Origin of the sequence: Paracidovorax sp. MALMAid1276, from assembly GCF_049198005.1 — a bacterium.
GTDB lineage: Bacteria > Pseudomonadota > Gammaproteobacteria > Burkholderiales > Burkholderiaceae_C > Acidovorax.
In genome coordinates this window covers 1-564 of record NZ_JBMIRS010000245.1, presented here as the reverse complement: position 1 = coordinate 564, position 564 = coordinate 1, and the positions used below count along the sequence as shown (strand labels likewise).

The window sequence follows — 564 nt, the reverse complement described above, 5'->3', positions numbered from 1 at the left end:
CCGGGCTGATAAATCTCCCAATATCAGCATCGTAGTACCGGAACGTGTTGTAGTGCAGCCCCGTCTCCCGGTCGAGGTATTGCCCTTGGAAGCGCAGGTTCTGTTCTTGTCGAGCTCCTTGTGGGATATCCCCTTCCGTCTGCCCCTGCACTTTCGATCCGTGCAGGCGTCTCGCCTCCCAGCGCTCTTCGACCGTGCTGCCCCAGGTCTTGTACTGGGCTTGCCAGATGATCTGGCCTTGGGCGTTGCTGAGTTCTTCAGGCAGGCCGACTTGGTCGGTGTGGAAGTAGTACACCTCGCACAGCGTGGCGTTTGCGCTGGGTCCGTCTGTGCCGGCGCTTTGTGCTGTGACCTTGGGGTTGAGCGCTTGCCAGTAACTCGCTTCCAATGTGTCGTTGGCCGGTTGCTGGGAATAGTTTGGGTGTTTTTGGCCTCCATCGCTTGTCTGGCTTGCGCTGGCAGCTATGGTTTTTGATGTTTGTGACTGCCGCACATCTTGGGTGGTGCCCAGCCCGCCCTGTTCTGTTCTGTTCTCTCTCCCTCAGCATCCAGCCGCGCCAGCGG

1 protein-coding gene is annotated in these 564 nt (G+C 59.0%); it reads right to left on the bottom strand.

The window, feature by feature from the left end:
• The coding region (locus tag ACOQFS_RS20370) for an RHS repeat domain-containing protein (RefSeq protein WP_421564637.1) at positions 1-388 on the bottom strand (388 nt) is incomplete at its 3' end.
• Between the last annotated feature and the right edge of the window lie 176 nt (positions 389-564).